Origin of the sequence: Devosia sp. CN2-171, assembly GCF_049354815.1 — a bacterium.
Taxonomy (GTDB): Bacteria; Pseudomonadota; Alphaproteobacteria; order Rhizobiales; family Devosiaceae; genus Devosia_A.
Genome location: NZ_CP186479.1, coordinates 1,503,903 through 1,520,875 on the forward strand (window position 1 = coordinate 1,503,903; position 16,973 = coordinate 1,520,875).

Sequence of the window (16,973 nt, forward strand, 5' to 3'; positions counted from 1 at the left end):
TCAGACAGCGTTCATCGGCACGGCAATCCGGAGGCAGTTTCGGGGCAATTCTGGGCGTTGCGCCCGGGGCCCATCTCCACTACCCTTTCCGGTGACACTGAACACAAGCCCGCGCTCGGGCGCCCCGGTTTCGGCCGGCAGCAGCGACCGCGCGGGAGATGGAGATTGAGGTTGGCCGATTCCGATCGGTCCGCCACCGCAGTCGAGGCTGACGCCCCGCTGCGGACCCGTGAAGGGCAAGGCGCAACCCAGGTTGCGAGTCTTGCCCAGACGACCGCAACAGCCGGGGGGCAACCGGATCGGGGCGGTACGGATCGGCGGACGCATCCACCAGCCCATGCCGGCCGCCGCGCGCGCGGACCGCTCTATGCTGCGCTAGACCTCGGCACCAACAACTGTCGCCTGCTGATCGCACGTCCGCACGAGAACGGCTTTCGCGTGCTCGACGGCTTTACCCGCATCGTCCGGCTCGGCGAGGGCCTGTCGGTCACCGGGCGCCTATCGGATGCCGCGATGGAGCGCACCATGGAAGCGCTCCGGCTCTGCCGCAACAAGCTGCGCGAGCACGAGCCGACCCGCATGCGCCTCATCGCCACCGAGGCCTGCCGTTCCGCCTCAAACGGCGAGGAGTTCATCGCCCGAGTCGAGCGCGAGCTCGGCCTCGTGCTCGAGATCGTCGATCGCCAGACCGAAGCCTCGCTCGCGGTCACCGGCTGCGCCGACCTGATCGAGGAAAAATCGGCCGGGGCGCTGATGTTCGATATCGGCGGCGGCTCGTCGGAGCTCGCCTGGCTCGATTTCCGCGGCGGCCGGCCACGCCGGCAGGGCCGCATGTCCTCCTCGATCCGCTCCTGGCAGTCGCTGCCGGTGGGGGTCGTCTCGATCGCCGAGAAGTTCGGCGGCGTGGATGTCACCAACGATACGTTCGAGGACATGGTGCAGTTCGTCTCCGGGCACCTGCGCCAGTTCCGCGGCCGCGACAAGCTCAGGCAGATGATCGCCGAACACCCGGTCCACCTGATCGGCACCTCAGGCACCGTCACCACGCTCGCCGGCCTCCATCTCGGGCTCGAGCGCTACGAGCGCCAGAAGGTCGATGGTCTCTGGATGAGCCGTGCCGATGTCGATGCCACGATGAAGGCGCTGCTCGGCATGACCTTCGACCGCCGCGTCGCCCATCCCTGCATCGGCAAGGACCGCGCCGATCTCGTCCTCCCCGGCTGCGCCATCTTCGAAGCCATCCGCAGGGAATGGCCGACCGAACGCGTCCGCGTTGCCGATCGCGGGTTGCGCGAAGGCATCCTGATCTCGCTGATCGACGCCGATCGCGCGTCCCGCCCCAATCCACGCAGGAGCCGCTGATGCCCAAAGGTACCGGACAGGGAAGCGGGCGGCGCTCGGCAACCGACCTCAAGGTGCGGGTGAAGACCTCCAAGGGCCGCAAGATCGGCTCGACCTTGTGGCTGCAGCGCCAGCTCAACGACCCCTATGTGGCGCGAGCGCGCACCGAGGGGCTTCGCTCGCGCGCTGCCTATAAGATCAAGGAGCTCGACGAGCGCTACCACCTGTTCAAGAAGGGCATGCGGGTCGTCGATCTCGGCGCCGCCCCCGGCGGCTGGTCGCTGGTCGCCGCCCCGATCGTCGGTTCGACCGAGGCCAACCCGCTCATCGTCGGCATCGACTATCTCGACATGGACGCCATACCCGGCGTGATCCTGCTCAAGAAGGATTTCAACGACGAGGACGCCCCGCAGGCGTTGATCGAGGCGCTGGGCGGGCACAAGGCCGATATCGTGATGTCCGACATGGCGGCCCCGACCACGGGGCACCGGCCGACCGACCACATCCGCATCATGCAGCTGGTCGAACTCGCCGCCGATTTCGCCGTGCAGGTGCTGGCGCCGGGCGGCACGTTCATCGCCAAGGTGTTCCAGGGCGGCACCGAGCACGAACTGCTGCACCTCCTCAAGCAGAACTTCGCCACCACCATTCACGCCAAGCCCAAAGCCAGTCGGCAGGATTCGGCCGAGACCTATCTCGTCGCCCGCGGGTTCAAGGGCGCGCCGAGCGAGTAGCCCCTACTCCGCTGCCGAACCGCTCTCGGCACGGTGGCTGTGCATCGTCGCCGCCTTGGGCACACGGGTGAAGACCAGCGCCGAGACCAGAGTCAGCACCGCCATCACCCAGAACGCGATGTGGAAGTCGCCCAGCAGCGGTTCGCCCCCGCCATGCATGAGCCGGACGCCTTCGAGCACGCCGCCGCCGATCGCGACGCCGAACGCCAGCGAAAGCTGCACGCTCACCTGGCTGATCACGTTGGCCTGCCCGGCATCCTTGTCGGCGACGTCGGCGAAGATAAAGGCGTTGGTGGCGGTCCAGAACAGCGACTGGAAGAAACCGGTGACGACGAGCAGCGCCATCATCAGCGGCGTCGGCGTACCCGGGCTGTAGAGCCCCATCGCCAGCACGCCGCCAGCGGTGATGGTGCAGGCGAGCACGAGGCTCAGGCGGAAGCCCAGCCGCTCGATGATCCGTTCAGCCACGAACTTCAGCGCGAAGGCACCGACGGCCGAGGCAAAGGTGACCATGCCGCTCTCGAACGGGCTGAGTCCAAAGGTCAGCTGCAGCATCAGCGGGAACAGGAACGGCATCGCCCCGGTGCCGAGCCGGAAGATGGTGCCGCCAATCATGGTCAGCCGGAACAGGCGCTGGCGGAAGATCCGGAGGTCGAGGATCGGGTGCTCGGTACGCTGGAAGTGGAACCAGTACACCGCCGCCGCAATCACGCCGAGGAACAGCGACCCATACCCAAAACTTGCCGGCAGCGCCGGAAGGGTCAGCACCGAGATGCCGAAGACGAGGCCGGCGAAACAGAGGCCGGCGAGCAGGAAGCCGGTGAAGTCCATCTTCCGCGGCTCGTTCCGGTGCCATTCGGGCAGGTATTTATTGACGAGGATGATGCCGACAATGCCGATCGGCACATTGATCAGAAAGATCCAGTGCCAGCTGGCAAAGGTGGTGATGAAGCCACCGATGGGCGGGCCGACGATGGGGCCGACGAGGCCGGGGATCGACAGCCAGGCCATGGCATCGACCAGTTGTTGGCGCGGGGTGACGCGCACCAGCACCAGCCGCGCCACCGGCGTCATCATCGCGCCACCCATGCCCTGGAGGAACCGCGATAGAACGAACGTCAGCAGCGAATCCGAGATGGCGCAGCAGACCGAGCCGGCCATGAACACGACGATGGCCCAGGCGAAGATGCGCTTGGCGCCGAACTTGTCGGCCATCCAGCTCGAGATCGGGATGAAGATGGCGAGCGCCACCATGTAGGTGGTAAGCGCGAGCTTCAGCGCGATCGGCTCGGTCTGGATATCGTGCGCGATGGCCGCCAGCGAGGTCGCGATCACGGTCGAATCCATGTTCTCCATGAACAGGGCGACGGCGAGGATCAGCGGGGTCAGGCGAAGGGCGGACATCGGATCAACTGGCGGGGAGAGTGGGCTTGGCGATGGCGCCCTTGTGGCCCGAAACATCGGCGCCGGCGTCTGCGGGAAGGCGGATGAAGGGCACGGCGCCGAGCAGGGACACTCCGGCGACAACAAACCAGGCGATGTGGAAGTTGATCAGTTGCAGGCCGCCGCCGGTGAATTGCGAGCTCAGTTCCAGCGCACCACCCGCCACCGCGACGCCGAAGGCGACGGCGAGCTGCTGGCTGACGACGGTGATCGCCGAGGCCTGGCTCGCGTCCTGCTCCTCGACATCGGCAAAACCGAGGGCGTTCACGCCGGTGAAGAAGATGGACCGCAGCACGCCGGAAACCAGCAGCGTCGCGTAGAGGTAGATGTGCGGCGTGTCGGGGTCGAAGAAGCCGTTGAAGCCGAGCACGAGGCAGGCCGCGATGCTGGCGCCGACGAGGACGCGCGGGAAACCGAAGGTCGCAAAGACCTTCTCGGCAACGACCTTGCTGAACATGGCGCCGAGGGCGCCGATGAAGGTGATGAGGCCGCTCTCGAACGGCGTCAGCCCGAACGAGATCTGCAGCATCAGCGGCAGCAGGAACGGCGTCGCGCCAACGCCGATGCGGAATATCGAGCCACCGATGACGGAACTGCGGAACAGCCGGTAGCGCCAGAACAGCGCGGGATCGAGCAACGGGTGCTCGGTTCGTTTGGAGTGGAGCCAGTAGACGATGCCGGCCAGCGCCCCAACGCCCACCGCCGCATATCCTGCGGCAAGCGGTATGGCCGGCAGGCTGATGACCGAGAGCCCGAAAATGACGCCGGCGAACGCAATCGCCGCGAGCGCGAAGCCGCGGAAATCGATCGGCCGGGGCGTGCGTGGGTCGATCTTGGGCAGGTAGATCGTGCTCATCACGATGCCCAGGATGCCGATCGGCACGTTGATCCAGAAGATCCAGTGCCAGCTCAGATAGGTCGTGAGGAACCCGCCTACCGGAGGGCCGGTCAGCGGGCCGATCAGGCCCGGCAGGGTCAGCCAGGCCATCGCCGACACCAGCTCGGTGCGGGGCGTGGCGCGGACCAGAACCAGCCGGGCGAGCGGCGTCATCATCGATGCGCCCATGCCCTGGAGGAAGCGCGAGCCGACGAAGGTTTCGAGCGAGAACGAGAAGGCACAGCAGATCGAGCCTGCCATGAACACCAGGATCGCCCAGCGGAACACGTTGCGCGCCCCGAACCGGTCCGCCATCCAGCCCGAGAGCGGAATGAAGATGGCGAGCGCTACGAAGTACGCGGTCAGCGCCAGCTTCAGCGAAATGGGATCGGCGCCGATGTCGGCGGCGATCGCGGGCAGCGAAGTGGCTATCACGGTCGAGTCCATGTTCTCCATGAACAGGGCGACCGCAAGGACGAGCGGAATGATGCGCAATGGCGGGAGCCTCTGGGCGAGGCAAAGTTAGGATTGAAACTAAGCCCGATAGCAATAGGGCCGGTGGCGTGCTGGCGCAACACGACATTGGGTGCAGATTTGCCGAACGTCCCTCGCCAATTGACCCTGCAACGTAACCCGTGGCTTATAGGTCCGAGGGATTTGAGCGAGTTTTCGTTTCATGAAGAGTTTTTCGTCGTCGAGCTTTGCGTCGGGTGATCATACCGAGGCACTCGATCTTGCCTTTGCTGCCGTGCAGAAAGATCCGCAGGCCCTTTTCACTAATTTCCAGTGGTTCCTGTTTGCCGGCAAGGACACGATCTTCTTCACGGCGTTTTCGAAAGAGACGTTCGACAAGGAGCGGCTGAAGCAACTTGTCGCCCAGGTGGTCGGACTTGCGCCGCAGCTCACCCACGGATTCATCGGCGCGCGCCCCGGCCAGCCGCTGACCGAAAGCCAGCTCGACGCCATCACCTCGGTCGAAATGGTCGATACGTTCGAGGGCTATCCGGACAAGTGGCTGGGTAAGAGCGCCGATATCTACGACCATCCCGATCTGCCGCTGTTCCGCTTCATGGCCGCTACCCGCAAGGGTGGGCCGGACGAAGAGGGCCGCGTTTCCATCATTCAGGTGCGCGCCGCCCATAGCGTGCTCGAGGGCTCGGACTCGGCGCTGTTGTCGCGCTCGCAGACGGCCAGCCACGGCATCCAGAAGAATAAGGCCAACAAGGTGGCGCTTGGCCAGCGCATCAAGGGCGCCATCGGGGCCGGCATTGCGGTCACGCTGCACCTGTTCTTTGCCCATGTGCTGTCGCCGCCCGACAAGCCGTTCGGCTATCGCACCCTGCCGCTGACCCGCGACCGAATGCGCAAGCTCGCCAATCGGCTTGGGGTGCGCCAGCGCTCGCTCTACTTCGCGATCGTCACCCACGCGCTCCATTCCGAGACCGATCATCGCCACAACCAGGAGGTGATCACGGCCGCCTACACGATGCTCGACACCAAGCGGACCGACATCGATGACGATTTCTTCCGCGTCCGCGCGCTGATGGCGAAGTTCAAGTACATCCCGGATTTCGTCAATTACGCACGCAATGTCGACAAGGTGGTCAGCGAGATCGAGACTTCCGACGTCACGTCGTTCCAAACGACGACCCTTGCCCTGTTCGCCCTGCACCGCAAGGTGCACAAGCTCTTCCCTTTCCTCTATGGCGAACGCTTCTGGCGCTTCTCGGGCCGTACCGACACTGTGCTGACGCTGGTGCCGCCACACCGCACCTTCGGCCCGGTGACGCAGTGGATGATGGAGCCGATCTATTGCGGCGCCTACCACCCGGCGCAGAACATCTGCACCTTCTGCCCCGGCCGCGAGTACATGACGCTGAACTTCGTCATGGAGCAGCGCTACATCGACCTCGTCGGCCGCATCGAACCGCTGATCGCCTCGATCGAGGCGATGGACCTTCCGGCTGTAGAGAAGGCGTCGGAAGAAGCCGACGTCTGACCTGGCCAAGGTGCACCATCCAGCGCTTGGACCGTGCCGATTCAGCTGCGATGGAGGCGCGGCGCCCGCATCCCGACCTCCCGCCTGAGCAGTGGGTCCCGGCTTTCGCCGGGATGGCGGCTGGTGGTGGGTTGCAGAAGCGCCCTCGAAGCGAACGGATTATCTTGTGGAGCGGTATTTTCTGTCCCTGAGCAAACAACGTATCGTATTGTACCTTTTCGTACAGACGAACCAACAATTTCTCCCGTTACAGACTCAATTGCCGCTCCACCAGAAAGCATGCTGGTAGCACCTTTGCCGATACCTGTGCTATTACAAGTAGGTGTTGCTTGTCGCGTCAGTCAACAGGTGTACCGATGTCGAGCAGTTTCTGGGAATTTCTCTGGCTGATTCTTTCCACCTTTTTCCTCCTGGCCTACCTGATCGTGCTGTTCCAGATCATCGTGGACCTGTTCCGCGACCGCTCGCTGGGCGGCTTCGCCAAGGTGCTGTGGATCGTTGCGCTGATCTTCGTGCCGATGCTGACGGCGCTGGCCTACATCCTCTTCCGCGGCGGCGGCATGGGTCGCCGGCAGGTGGCGGCAGAGCAGGAGGCCCGCGCGGAGGCCGAAAGCTACATCCGCACGGTCGCCGGCACCTCACCCGCCGAGCAGATTGCACGGGCCCACTCCCTGCTCAAGGACGGCACGATCACCGAGCAGGAATTCGCGACAATCAAGGCCAAGGCGCTGGCCTGAGCGGAGGCAGCGCCTATGTTCACCTTTGCGGCAGAACGGCTTCCCCAAGTCGCACCGAGCGTGCTCGGACTGCATGCCTATGTCTACGAACCAGCGCTCCAGCTCGATACACGAGAGCAGCCCGGACATCGGCAGTATGCGGCGTGGCTCGAGCAGATCGGTCCCGTCGTCGAAACCACGCCGGAGTCTGATCCCAACCGCGGCTACAAGGCCGAGCTCAAGGCGTGGGACCTTGGCGGCCTGCTGCTGATCGACGCCCGGATACCCCCCCTCGCCTATCGCAGGACGATCCGCCACTGCCGTTCCGATGGTCTCGACCACTGGGTGCTGACGGCGTCGCGGAGTTCCGGCCCCACCGTTCTGAGCCTCGTCTGCCTCAACCAGCCGTTCGCGGGGCGGTGGGCTGCCGAGGAGGCGGTCCATCTCTGTGTCCCGCGTGATTTCCTTCGCCCCGCCGCGCTGTCGATAGATGCCCTCAACGGCGCGATCGTCGACTCGCCGCTCGGACGGCTGCTCGCCGAGTTCCTGCTCAATTTGGCGGCTCGCATGTCCGAGCTGGAGCCGGCGGACTATCCCGGCGTGCGCTCGAGCATCCGGGCGATGATCGAAGGCTGCATGGTGCCCACTCGGCTCGGCCTCGCCTCCGATCTGCAGCCGGTGCAGGCGACGATCCTCGAGCGGGCGCGCCGCCTGGTGCAGCAGCGCCTGGGCTCACCTACGCTCGGCGTGGACGAGCTCTGCCGCGATCTCGCGGTGTCCCGATCGCGGCTCTACCGGTTGTTCGAACCGCTGGGCGGCGTGGTGCACTACATCCGCTACCGGCGTCTGCTCGACGCGCATATCGCGCTGGCCGATGCAGAAAATCGGCGATCCATCGTGGCGATCGCGGCGGAACGCGGCTTCATCGATCCGGCCGAGTTCAGCCGCGCCTTCAAGCGGGAGTTCGGCTACCGGCCCAGTGATGCCCGGGCGAGCACCGACGTATTGCCGGCCCGACCGCGCAGCAGTGCCAAGACGCTGACCGCCCTGCTCTATAACCTGCGCTGAGGACAGGATGAGCGGCATGTCCCCGAGCGAGGCGCTTGCTGGCGAAGAGGACCCCATGGAGGCGGTGGTCGGCGGCGTCATCGAGCGCTTGCGCGCGCATGCCGAAGCGCCGGACGCCTCGCTCAGCTGCAACGACCTGCTCGCGCTGGTCGGTCCGCGTTCGCACCTCGTCGCCATCCTGCTGTTCGCACTGCTCAACCTGCTCCCTGCCCCGCCGGGCTACAACTTCGTCATGGCGCTGATCATCATCGCGCTCTGCGTGTCGTTGCTGTTCAAGCGTGAGATGCAGCTCAAGGGCTATTTCGGGCGCATGCAGCTGCCGGTGAAGATCGTCCTCAAGCTGATGGATGTGCTCGGCAAGCTCGCCGGCTGGGCGGCGCGGATATCCTCGCCGCGCTGGCGGGGGCTGACGGGCAACGCCATCATGCCGGTGTTGGCGATCTTCGGCGTCGTCCTGGGGCTGTTCATGCTGCCGCCGATCCCTGCCACCAACACGCTACCCTCGCTGGGTCTCGCCGTCATCTGCGTCGGGGTGCTCAACCACGATGGTCTCGTGGTGCTGCTCGGCGGACTGGTCGGCCTAGCCGGCATCATCATCTGCGGCTTTGCGGTTTGGGTGGTGGTAGCGCTCAGCTTCGCCATCGGCGACGTGGTCGATGGCGAGGCGGAGCCTTCCCTGCCGGGCGGCAGCCCGGTGCAAAGTTAGGGACAGCGGTCATGCCGGTGGGATTCCTGGCGCATCACAGCCGAAGTGGACTAGAATGAGGGGCAATATCGCGAAAGGCGGAACCGCAAATGACCGAACGCCAGGCCAACTATGCGCCGATCTACATTCTCGCCGCCGCTGCAATCGGAGCCGTGATCGGCACTCTGTTTGGCGCGATATTCGACCCGGTCATCCCCGCCGGCCCCCGAACGCTGGCGGTCCTCTCTGCCCTCGCAGCAGTGGGCGTCGAATACGCAGCCCGCCGCTATCTGGCGAACATGATCCCGACCGTGTTCTCGCACCATGTCGCGACCGCGTCGCCGGCACTGCTGTTCGTCGCCGGCGTGATCGCGCTGGCCAGCGGCCTCGCCACCCACGATCTCGGCCTCAAGTGGAACGTGATGGACGGTGCGGTATTGGGTGGCTTCTCCGGCCTGTTTGCCGGGCTGATGGCGGCGGCCCTCGTGATCCTCAGGGAAGACGAACGCGGCGCCGCTGCGGCAAAGGCAAAACAAGGCGGAGCATGACGCTCGCCAGTAAGCGCCTCGCGATCACTCACAGCCAGGCGCTGGGCAGCCGGCCGGCACATTAGGAGCCCGCCATGAGCCAGGAACCAGGCACGCGTCCGGTCCGGCCTCCGTCCTATTTCGATGCCATCGCCCCGCTGGTGCTGCTCGCGGTGCTGATCACCGGCGCCGTATCCCTCTTCGGGCTGTCAGCCATGGATGGCGCCCTGCAGGTCGCGATCATCCTCTCGGCCATGGCCGTGGCGATGATCGTGCTCAAGAACGGGCACAGCTGGGAAGAGGTGGCGGAGGCGAGCCGCAAGGGCGTTTCGTCGGTTGTCAGCGCCATCTTCATCCTATTCGCGGTCGGTGCGCTGATCGGGACGTGGAACATGGCGGGCACCATTCCGACGCTCGTCTACTACGGCATGCAGATCGTGAACCCGGACTGGTTCTACCCCGCCGCCTTCGTCACCTGCGCGGCGATCGCGCTCGGCATCGGCAGTTCGTGGACGACGGCTGGAACGATCGGCGTCGGACTGGTTGGCCTCGCCGCGATGGTGGGCGTCTCGGCGCCGATCACGGCAGGGGCGGTCATTTCGGGCGCCTATGTCGGTGAGAAGTTGTCGCCGCTGTCGGAGACCGCAATCCTTGCGGCGCAGCTGACCGGCACAAAGATCAACGCGCATCTGAGGGCCCAGGTCTGGACCTCCGTGCCGGCCTTCGCCATCGCGCTGGTCAGCTTCATTATCCTCAGCAATAGCGATGGCACCGGCGGAGCGACGATCGCGGTCGTGGAATCCGAACTCTCGGCCCTGTCGCAGCTGTTCAACGTGTCGGCTTGGACGCTGCTGCCGCTGGTGCTGCTGGTGGGGCTGTCGGTGATGAAGGTCCCGGCGTCCCTGGCGATCGCCGCGTCGGCGATCTGTGCGGCCGCGCTGGCGCCGTTCCTCCAGCCCGAGGCGACGCTGCGCTTCGTCGATGCGCCCGAGCTGCCGCCGGTCATCGCCTTCATCAAGGCCGGCTGGCAGGCGATGGCCACCGGCTACGAGGCCAATTCGGGCATCGCGGCGGTGGATAGCCTACTGTCGCGCGGCGGGATGTCGAGCATGCTGCTGACGATCTGGCTGATCCTCGGCGCGCTGGTGTTCGGCACGCTGCTCGACGAGTTCGGGCTGCTGCTGAAGCTGGTATCGCCCGTACTGTCGCGGGCGAAGACCACCGGAACGCTGGTCGGCACCGTGGTCGGCACCGCCTTCGGGCTGAACCTCGTCGCCGGCGACCAGTACGTGGCGGTCGTCCTGCCGGCGCGCATCTTCAAGGCCGAGTTCAGGCGGCGCGGGCTGGCTCCGACCAACCTGTCGCGTGCCGTTGCCGATGGCGGCAGCGTGACCTCGCCGCTGATCCCGTGGAACTCGTGCGGCGCCTACATGGCGGCGGTGCTGGGGGTGCCGACGCTGGTCTACCTGTCGTTCGCGCTGTTCAACATCGCAAGCCCGCTGATCACGCTACTGCTGGGCTTCACGGGATTCAAGATCGAGAAGATCGAGGCCGACGACGGTCACGTCGAGGCCGACGAAACCGTCGTCATCCACACGGCGAGACCCTAATAATCCACCGCATCGCGGGCGATCGGGCAGGTCATGCAATGGCCGCCGCCGCGGCCGCGACCGAGTTCGGCGCCGGAGATGGTGATGACCTCAATGCCGGCCTTGCGCAGCAGTGTGTTGGCGTAGGTGTTTCGGTCATAGGCGAAAACCACGCCGGGCGAGACGCAGACGAGATTGGCGCCGGAATCCCACTGGGTGCGCTCGCGCGTATAATCGTTGCCGTCGGTCTCGACGACGCGCAACTCCTTGAGGCCAAGCGCCTCGCGCACCGTCTCGACGAGGCCCTTATCCTTGCTGAGCTCGATCCCGCCCTTGCCGTCAGGCCGGTAGGAGAAGCACTCGATCTTGTCGACGATGTCGGGATAGAGCAGCACACAGTCGCGGTCGGCGAAGGTGAAGACCGTGTCGAGATGCATCGCGGCGCGCAGCTTGGGCATGGCGGCGATGATGACGCGCTCGACCGCGCCCTGGTCGAACAGCGACTGGGCCAGTTGTGCGATTCCCTGGCGCGAGGTGCGTTCGCTCATGCCGATCAGCACGTTGCCCTTGCCGATGGGCATGACATCGCCGCCCTCGAGTGTGGCCATGCCCCAGTCCCTGGTCGGGTCGCCCCACCAGACCTTCACCTTGCCGGCGAAGTCGGGATGGAACTTGTAGATCGAGGACGTGAGGATCGTCTCCTCGTGCCGCGCTGGCCAATAGAGCGGGTTGAGCGTCACGCCGCCGTAAATCCAGCAGGTGGTATCGCGGGTGTAGAGCGTGTTCGGCAGCGGGGGCAGCAGATACTCGTTGACCCCGGCTGCGTCGCGGACGAGCTCCATCATACCGCCGCCATGCGTATCGGGGAACTCATAGGTGGAGAGGCCGCCGATCAGCGTCTCCGCAAGCTGCCGGTTGCCGAGGCCATCGAGGTAGGAGCGGACTTCGTCGACGAGGTCGGGGCCGACCTGGTTCGGGGTCACCTGGTTGTCGAGAATCCAGGCCTTGGCCTCGGGCAGCGCCACCGTCTCCTCGAGCAGATTGTGCATCTCGACGACATCGACGCCGCGATCGCGCAGCTTGTTGATGAAATCGAAGTGGTCGCGCTTGGCGACATCGACCCACAGCACATCGTCGAACAGCAGGTCGTCGCAATTGGATGGGGTCAGCCGCTGGTGCGCCTTGCCGGGCGCGCAGACCATCACCTTGCGCAATTGGCCGACCTCGGAGTGGACGCCGAAGGAAGTCGTCATGGCGGTGGACCTTTCGATGATCATGGGGTGATGGTGCCGGCGATCAAGCCCCACACTCCGACGAGCGCAGCGATCAGCGCGATGCCGAAGATGACAAGCTCGACCCCGCTGAAGAGGCGGGCATTCTGCTCGCGCCGCGCCCAGACGTAGAGGACGGTGCCGGGGATCAGCAGCACGGCGAGCAGCAGCACGTATTTGAGGCCGGCAGCGACGAACATGACGAGGGTGTAGAGCACGGCGATCCAGGCGAAGATCTGGTCGCGGGTGCGCTCGTTCGGCGTCTCCTCATAACCCGCGCCGCGCCGCGCGATCAGCACGCCGTAGCCGGCAACCAGCAGGTAGGGCAGCAGGGCCGTGACGCTCGTCATGTCGAGCATGAAATTGAAGGCGTCCTGCGAGAAGTAGGTCGAGATGATGAACAGTGAGACGACGATATTGGTCAGCCACAGCGCGTTGGCCGGCACCTTGTCGGCGTTCTGCTTGGCGAAGAGCTTTGGCATGTCGTCGGACTTGGCCGCGGCGAACAGGACTTCGGCGCAGATCAGTGACCAGGCGAGATAGGCACCGAGCACCGAGATCAGCACAGCGATCGAGATGAATACGGCACCCCAGGGTCCGACGATCTCGGCGAGAACGCCAGCGAGCGAGGGCTGCTGGATGCCGGCCATGGTCTGCTGCGTCATCGCCGCATAGGGCAGTAGCGTGATCGCCACCATCAGGCCGGTGACGCCGAGGAAGCCGAGGATAGTGGCCCTGCCTACATCGGAGCGCTTCTTGGCAAAGCGCGAATAGACGCTGGCGCCCTCGATGCCGAGGAACACGAACACGGTGATGAGCATCGTGTCGCGGACCTGATCGACCAGTGATTTTTCCGGCATGCCCACCCCGCCGAGGAAGTTCTCGGCGAACTGGTCGTAGTTGAAGACGAAGATCATGATCAGCACCGCCACCAGCAGCGGCACGATCTTGGCGATGGTGACGATGGTGTTGATTAGGGCCGCCTGTTCGAGGCCGCGCAGGATCATGAAGTGGAAGGCCCAGACGCCGCACAGCGAGACGACGATAGCGATCAGGCTGCTGCCGTCGCCGAAGATTTCCGGGAAGAACCGGCCGAGCGTCGAGCCGATCAGCACCCAGTAGAAGACGTTGCCGAGGCAACTGCCGAGCCAGTAACCGAAGGCCGACAGGAACCCCATGTAGTCGCCGAAGCCGGCCTTGGCGTAGGCGAAGACACCGGAGTCAATATCGGGGCGTTTCTCGGCCAGCGCCTGGAAGACGCGGGCCAGCATGTACATGCCGGTTCCGGCGATGAGCCAGGCGATGATGGCGCCGAATGGACCAGTCGCCGCCCCGAAGCGGCCCGGCAGGTTGAAGATGCCGGCGCCCACCATCGAACCGACGACCATGGCCGTGAGCGCGCCTGCCGAAAGCTTGCCGCTGTGTTCCGAGGCCATGACATATCCTTAGGTGCGAGGAAATGCCGACAAGGTTCAATTCGCATTGAATTGCCGGTGGTTAGGCCAGAGGATAGCGCCCCGTGTCGGGACCCGAGAATGGCTGCCCGTCCCATGCCTTGGCAGGGTGTCCCTGCCCTATCGCGGCCGCCGCTCCAACATCTCGAGCAGCAGCTTGTGGACCAGCTCTGTATTGGCATCGACCTGCCGGGGATCGATGAGGTCGTGCAGCAACCGCATCGACACCGGCAGGACCTTGAGATCGACGCCACGCCCATGGGTGCGCCAGAGCTCGACGATATTGCGGGCCAGGGCGTTGTTCACGGCATAATCCGCCTCGTTGACCATGACCCCGAGCCCCTGCGCGGCCGGCGGTGTCGTCCGAGCGTTGTCGGCCACCACTTCTCCGATGCGCATAAACTGGGCCAGAGCGCGGGTCGGAACGCGGGGATAGGCGTAGTCCATATCCGACGGGCCGAGTGGCTCGAGCGGATTCCAGGTCAGCATCATATTGGGGAGGAGGAGCAGCAGGTTGGTGGCGGCCCGGTTGGCCCAAGGCGGCACGACGTTGGGGCCGAGGAACGGCGCCATGGCGATGGTGTGCTGCACGTCAGCGCGGTTCTGCCCGCTCCACATGGTCAGTGCGCCGCCGGCGGAGAGGCCCATGACGACGACCTCTTCGCCAAGCCCACGGCCGATCTCGATGGCCTTTTCGGTGGTCGCGACATAGTCCTCGGATGTGAGCGGTGCGAGGGCGTAGGTCATCTGGTCCGCTTCGCCGTGTCCGGGCAGGCGCGGCACGTAGACGTTGTAGCCGAGCTCGAACAGCATGGGCGCGAGCTCGTCGGCCTGGGCCGGGCAGTTGGTAACGCCGTGGAGAAATATGATCGTCTCGGCCACCCGGCTGCCGTGGGTCAGGAGCTTGGACTTGCAGCGCGGGTGAAGTGGGAGGCCCGCTTCCTCGACCAGGATCTTGTCGTAGGTGGCGATAGCCTCCGCGTGCGACATCGCCGGTCCGGGTGTTCGGCTGTCGGCCAGCGTTCCACGGCCGAGCGGCATCAGCGTCAGCCAGACGAAGACGGAGAGCAGGACCAGGGCCAGGACACCGAGCAGCGCACCCAGGCCGCGCAGCAGGCGGACGATCAGACCACTGGCCTCGCGAAGCGGCGGATAGAGCCGACGCAGGATCAGGGCGCAGATGGCACCGGCGATCGCCATGACAAACATGGCGGCGAAGCCGGTGGTAGCGAGAGCGAAGGCGCTGACCTCAACTATGGCGAGCAGGCGATCGCCGAAGCCGGTACCCGGCGGCAGGCGCTGGAAGATCGCCACAACGGTCGCGACGATCGGGTAGGACACCACGCCACTGAGCGCACCGGCGATCGCGCCGCGCAGCAAGGTCGGTTGCCGCGAAAGCCCTACGAGTAGCCACCAGCAGATCGTCCCGGCGACGAAGATGCCAGCGATCAGCGCTCCCCAGGTGAGCTGGCCGTCGGCGCTCTCGTAGAGGCCGGCGACCTGCACGCCGATAGTGCGGGCCGCGATCAATCCGCCGACGGTGAGCAACAGGCCGGCGACGAGATTGACCCAGAACCGCGTCATCTCTGCGCCTCGAACTCGTCGGTCATCTCGCGCCTCAGTTGTTGAAGTTGCTCGGCACTCCAGCCCGGCGGCTCGACGAGTGCCATCCAGGCATCGATGTAGTCGGCGGGCGCATAGACGTGGCCGTGGCCGAGCGGAGAGGTAAGGGAGAGCGCCATATCCATGCCGAGCTGAAAGAAGGTGACGATGGGGTACCAGGTCAGGGCCTTCGACACGTCCGGCCCGCGCTCACCCTTCATCCAGTCCGGCTCGCGGTAGAAGGAGGCGAAGTCGAAGAAGATGATGGGATCGCTGGCATATTGGAGGAAGGCGATGCGGATCGGCCCCCAGGGCATGCCGACGGGCTCCGCTAGGCCGTTGCCCTGGTTGGTGAAGCGGATCGTCTGCCCATCGCCAACCGTGGGGCGCCACTCAGGCGAGCCTGGGTTCCGGGTCGCCGTCGCCCAGTTCCAGATCGGGCTGGTGAAGGGCGGACCGGCCCAGAGTGCGCCCTGATAGGGGTCACCCAGCACGTTGAGGATCTGCGTCGAATCCTGCGACGCGTGGGCACCGAGGCTCAAGCCGTTTAGGTAGAGCCGAGGCCGGCGGTTATTCGGCAGCGTGGTCCAGTATTTGTAGACCACATCGAACAGGGCCTTGGCGGACTCGCTGCCATAGTCCGGTTCGACCAGCAGCGAGAGCGGGCTCAGCAGGTACGAGTACTGCAGCGAGACACTCGCGACATCTCCGGCCATCAGATACTCGAGCGCGTCCATGCCGGCCGGATCGACCCAGCCGGTGCCGACCGGGGAGATCACCAGCAGGATAGAGCGATCGAAGGCGCCGACGCGCTTCAGCTCGGCGAGGCCGAGTTCGGCGCGGGCCATTACGGTCGGAGCCGAGCGCATGCCGACTGAGACGCGGATCGGATCCATGGCAGGGCGGTCGATCCGGTTTTCGATGGTTGCCTTGTCGGGCCCGGTCTGGACGTAGTTGCGCCCATCGCGGCCGATGGTCGACCAGGCGATGAGCGACTGCGCGCTCCCGGATTGATCGGGCCGGGTCGGCGCCGGTTCGACGAAGCGGGAAGCGACGTCGTCGAGCTGCTCGAAGAAGGCATCGGCAGCGCGGAGAGTCCCGCGCAGCAGGAGGCCGCTGAACAGGGTGCCGGCGAACAGCCCGACCAGCACGATGCTGCCCACCAGCGCCAGACGCGGCGGTACGATGCGCTGCAGCCGGCGAGCGACAGCCTCGATGCCGCGCTCGATCAGCGTGCCGATCGTGATCAGCAGTACCGCCGGCAGGATAGCAACCAGCAGCACCTTTACCGGGTGGCCGGTCTCGACCGGCTCGGCACCCATCGCCACCCGCACGGAGTTCTGCCATTCGGCGGCCTGTGACAGGCAATAGATGACGAGGACGACGCAGGCGATGGCGACAATGGCGGTCAGCCAGTTGCGCAACCAGCCACGCGGCGGCGGCAACTGCATGAAGTACCACAGCCACTCGAATACTGCGCCGACGGCATAGCCGACGGCGAAGACGCAGCCCGACAGGACGCCTTGGATAAGGAACGTCCGCGGGATCAGTGACGGCGTCAGCGACAGCGCAAAGCAGACCGCGCCGACCGCGAGGCCAGGCAGGGATACATAGGACAACACCCACCTGGAAAAGCGGCGCAACGCCGGACCCTCACGCCGGCTGGC

14 protein-coding genes are annotated in these 16,973 nt (G+C 65.5%); 8 read left to right on the top strand and 6 right to left on the bottom strand.

The window, feature by feature from the left end; all coding sequences use genetic code 11:
• Window positions 1–171 precede the first annotated feature (171 nt).
• Together ACOYW5_RS07520 and ACOYW5_RS07525 are read left to right on the top strand one after the other, a co-directional pair.
• Window positions 172–1,362, top strand: a complete 1,191-nt coding sequence (locus ACOYW5_RS07520) for a Ppx/GppA phosphatase family protein (protein WP_423068629.1) — start codon at window positions 172–174, stop codon at window positions 1,360–1,362.
• The gene (locus tag ACOYW5_RS07525; protein ID WP_423068630.1) at window positions 1,362–2,075 is read left to right on the top strand and encodes an RlmE family RNA methyltransferase; all 714 of its coding nucleotides are present in this window, start codon (window positions 1,362–1,364) and stop codon (window positions 2,073–2,075) included. The genes ACOYW5_RS07520 and ACOYW5_RS07525 overlap by 1 nt, the downstream gene beginning before the upstream one ends.
• 3 nt (window positions 2,076–2,078) lie before the next feature.
• Here ACOYW5_RS07525 and ACOYW5_RS07530 read toward each other — a convergent pair whose 3' ends face one another.
• Both ACOYW5_RS07530 and ACOYW5_RS07535 read right to left on the bottom strand, forming a co-directional pair.
• Window positions 2,079–3,479, bottom strand: coding sequence for an MFS transporter (locus tag ACOYW5_RS07530; RefSeq protein WP_423068631.1), 1,401 nt, complete (start codon window positions 3,477–3,479; stop codon window positions 2,079–2,081).
• Between the two features lie 4 nt (window positions 3,480–3,483).
• A complete protein-coding gene (locus ACOYW5_RS07535) occupies window positions 3,484–4,851 on the bottom strand; it encodes an MFS transporter (RefSeq protein ID WP_423069425.1) in 1,368 nt (455 codons plus the stop codon).
• 220 nt (window positions 4,852–5,071) lie between these two features.
• On the opposite strand from ACOYW5_RS07535, the gene ACOYW5_RS07540 reads away from it, so the two are divergent.
• The 6 genes from ACOYW5_RS07540 to ACOYW5_RS07565 all read left to right on the top strand — a co-directional run bounded on the left by ACOYW5_RS07540 (window position 5,072) and on the right by ACOYW5_RS07565 (window position 11,000).
• Window positions 5,072–6,394 (top strand): hypothetical protein, encoded by a 1,323-nt coding sequence (locus ACOYW5_RS07540; RefSeq protein ID WP_423068632.1) that lies wholly within the window; start codon window positions 5,072–5,074, stop codon window positions 6,392–6,394.
• Between the two features lie 356 nt (window positions 6,395–6,750).
• Complete coding sequence (locus tag ACOYW5_RS07545) at window positions 6,751–7,131, top strand: PLDc N-terminal domain-containing protein (RefSeq protein WP_423068633.1); 381 nt, start codon at window positions 6,751–6,753, stop codon at window positions 7,129–7,131.
• Window positions 7,132–7,146: 15 nt separating this feature from the next.
• Complete coding sequence (locus ACOYW5_RS07550; protein ID WP_423068634.1) at window positions 7,147–8,178, top strand: helix-turn-helix domain-containing protein; 1,032 nt, start codon at window positions 7,147–7,149, stop codon at window positions 8,176–8,178.
• Between the two features lie 16 nt (window positions 8,179–8,194).
• Complete coding sequence (locus ACOYW5_RS07555; protein WP_423068635.1) at window positions 8,195–8,884, top strand: exopolysaccharide biosynthesis protein; 690 nt, start codon at window positions 8,195–8,197, stop codon at window positions 8,882–8,884.
• A gap of 89 nt (window positions 8,885–8,973) precedes the next feature.
• Window positions 8,974–9,411: a hypothetical protein gene (locus tag ACOYW5_RS07560; RefSeq protein WP_423068636.1), complete on the top strand. Its 438-nt coding sequence runs from the start codon at window positions 8,974–8,976 to the stop codon at window positions 9,409–9,411.
• A gap of 74 nt (window positions 9,412–9,485) precedes the next feature.
• The gene (locus tag ACOYW5_RS07565) at window positions 9,486–11,000 is read left to right on the top strand and encodes a Na+/H+ antiporter NhaC family protein (protein ID WP_423068637.1); all 1,515 of its coding nucleotides are present in this window, start codon (window positions 9,486–9,488) and stop codon (window positions 10,998–11,000) included.
• Here the strand turns inward: ACOYW5_RS07565 and ACOYW5_RS07570 are convergent.
• The 4 genes from ACOYW5_RS07570 to ACOYW5_RS07585 form a co-directional block, all read right to left on the bottom strand.
• Window positions 10,997–12,232 (bottom strand): arginine deiminase, encoded by a 1,236-nt coding sequence (locus ACOYW5_RS07570; RefSeq protein WP_423069426.1) that lies wholly within the window; start codon window positions 12,230–12,232, stop codon window positions 10,997–10,999. The two genes, ACOYW5_RS07565 and ACOYW5_RS07570, sit on opposite strands and share 4 nt — an antisense overlap.
• Window positions 12,233–12,252: 20 nt before the next feature.
• Window positions 12,253–13,686: a basic amino acid/polyamine antiporter gene (locus ACOYW5_RS07575; RefSeq protein ID WP_423068638.1), complete on the bottom strand. Its 1,434-nt coding sequence runs from the start codon at window positions 13,684–13,686 to the stop codon at window positions 12,253–12,255.
• A gap of 138 nt (window positions 13,687–13,824) precedes the next feature.
• A complete protein-coding gene (locus ACOYW5_RS07580) occupies window positions 13,825–15,288 on the bottom strand; it encodes an alpha/beta hydrolase (protein WP_423068639.1) in 1,464 nt (487 codons plus the stop codon).
• On the bottom strand, window positions 15,285–16,928 hold the full coding sequence (locus ACOYW5_RS07585; protein ID WP_423068640.1) for an alpha/beta hydrolase: 1,644 nt from the start codon (window positions 16,926–16,928) through the stop codon (window positions 15,285–15,287). The genes ACOYW5_RS07580 and ACOYW5_RS07585 overlap by 4 nt, the downstream gene beginning before the upstream one ends.
• Window positions 16,929–16,973 lie beyond the last annotated feature (45 nt).

What these genes read in the sequence shown, in the direction of transcription:
- ACOYW5_RS07525 (WP_423068630.1), top strand. Translation starts at nt 1,362, where the DNA reads ATGCCCAAAGGTACCGGACAGGGAAGCGGGCGGCGCTCGGCAACCGAC.
- ACOYW5_RS07530 (WP_423068631.1), bottom strand. Translation starts at nt 3,479, where the DNA reads ATGTCCGCCCTTCGCCTGACCCCGCTGATCCTCGCCGTCGCCCTGTTC.
- ACOYW5_RS07535 (WP_423069425.1), bottom strand. Translation starts at nt 4,851, where the DNA reads ATGGAGAACATGGACTCGACCGTGATAGCCACTTCGCTGCCCGCGATC.
- ACOYW5_RS07540 (WP_423068632.1), top strand. Translation starts at nt 5,072, where the DNA reads ATGAAGAGTTTTTCGTCGTCGAGCTTTGCGTCGGGTGATCATACCGAG.
- ACOYW5_RS07545 (WP_423068633.1), top strand. Translation starts at nt 6,751, where the DNA reads ATGTCGAGCAGTTTCTGGGAATTTCTCTGGCTGATTCTTTCCACCTTT.
- ACOYW5_RS07550 (WP_423068634.1), top strand. Translation starts at nt 7,147, where the DNA reads ATGTTCACCTTTGCGGCAGAACGGCTTCCCCAAGTCGCACCGAGCGTG.
- ACOYW5_RS07555 (WP_423068635.1), top strand. Translation starts at nt 8,195, where the DNA reads ATGTCCCCGAGCGAGGCGCTTGCTGGCGAAGAGGACCCCATGGAGGCG.
- ACOYW5_RS07560 (WP_423068636.1), top strand. Translation starts at nt 8,974, where the DNA reads ATGACCGAACGCCAGGCCAACTATGCGCCGATCTACATTCTCGCCGCC.
- ACOYW5_RS07565 (WP_423068637.1), top strand. Translation starts at nt 9,486, where the DNA reads ATGAGCCAGGAACCAGGCACGCGTCCGGTCCGGCCTCCGTCCTATTTC.
- ACOYW5_RS07570 (WP_423069426.1), bottom strand. Translation starts at nt 12,232, where the DNA reads ATGACGACTTCCTTCGGCGTCCACTCCGAGGTCGGCCAATTGCGCAAG.
- ACOYW5_RS07575 (WP_423068638.1), bottom strand. Translation starts at nt 13,686, where the DNA reads ATGGCCTCGGAACACAGCGGCAAGCTTTCGGCAGGCGCGCTCACGGCC.
- ACOYW5_RS07580 (WP_423068639.1), bottom strand. Translation starts at nt 15,288, where the DNA reads ATGACGCGGTTCTGGGTCAATCTCGTCGCCGGCCTGTTGCTCACCGTC.